Origin of the sequence: Corynebacterium sp. HMSC08C04 (assembly GCF_001807495.1) — a bacterium.
In the GTDB taxonomy this organism is placed as follows: Bacteria; Actinomycetota; Actinomycetes; order Mycobacteriales; family Mycobacteriaceae; genus Corynebacterium; species Corynebacterium simulans.
Map to the genome: position 1 here is coordinate 1 of NZ_KV789196.1, position 1213 is coordinate 1213.

Sequence of the window (1213 nt, forward strand, 5' to 3'; positions counted from 1 at the left end):
TGGCGAAACGTCAAAGTCGACCGTAACTGGCACATCTGCTGCGACTACCAGTACTACTCAGTGCCGTTCCAATACATCGGCAAAACCCTGCGGGCACGGCTGACCAACAGCCTGGTGAGCATCTTCGACGGCGACGACCTAGTCGCAGAGCACTCACGTATGCACGGGTTCAAGTACCGCTATTGCACTGACCCAGCCCATACCCCGGATAAGGACATTGCCGGGGTCAAACCTCTTACCCGTGACGAGCTGCTTGCTCGAGCATCATCATTTGGGCCGGCAACGACCAAGGTCGTCTCCTCAATTTTGGAACGCAACGCCAAAGCCGTACCCCGCGGGCTACACACTGCCCGCAACGTGCTCGTCAAGCTGGGCAACAAGCACAACAAGACCACGCTTGAGCCTGCCTGCCAGCAAGTCATTGACCATAGCCTGGCACCCAACATGCAGGTCATCGCGCGGATTCAGGCCGACATCGCCCGCAACGGTCACACCCTCAACCAAACGCCAGCCGTCCAGGCCGATCACGCCCAGTCGCGCATTGTGGATATCACCGCAATCCCTGATGCAGTATTCCTGCGCCCAGCCAGCCACTACGACATCCCGAAGAAGGAGGCCTAGACCATCATGACCACCATCAACCTTGACGATGACATCCGAGCTACACTGCGTAAACTGCGTCTTTCCACCTTCGCTGATATCTTTTTCGACCTAGTCGCCGCCGATGACGCCAACACCGCTCTACCGGAGGAAATCTTCCTCAAAGCCGTGGAAGAAACCGCGGCCAAGCGCCGGCAAACCAACATCGCAAAAGCCATCACCCAGGCGAAATTCCGCTATCCGGGAGCAACACTCGCCGAGCTGATCAACCCAGATGAACGAGGGTTGAATCTACGCCAGCTCAAACGACTAGCCGCAACACCCTGGCGCGACGAACCTTCCAATGTGCACGTCCTAGCGCCCACCGGTGCGGGTAAAACCTACATCGCCTGCGCTATCGGTATTGCTGCTTGCCAGGCTGAATACAGTGTCGCGTACTACCGGCTGGATCAGCTCGTCGATGAATTAGGGGCCTTCCTGCCAGCAGATGAACGCTATGTAGCTAAAATGCGCAAGCTACAAAACATTGATGTACTCATCCTCGATGATTTCCTGACCATAGGAATCAACCAGCGCGGACAAGAAGACCTAACCAAGATCATATTCGACCGCG

The 1213-nt window shown here is 56.4% G+C and carries 1 protein-coding gene and 1 pseudogene; both read left to right on the forward strand.

Going from position 1 to position 1213, the window contains the following annotated elements; all coding sequences use genetic code 11:
- Positions 1-621: pseudogene (locus HMPREF3169_RS13055) on the forward strand (IS21 family transposase); the annotation flags it as partial.
- A gap of 6 nt (positions 622-627) precedes the next feature.
- The coding region (locus tag HMPREF3169_RS02140; RefSeq protein ID WP_070432794.1) for an ATP-binding protein at positions 628-1213 on the forward strand (586 nt) is incomplete at its 3' end.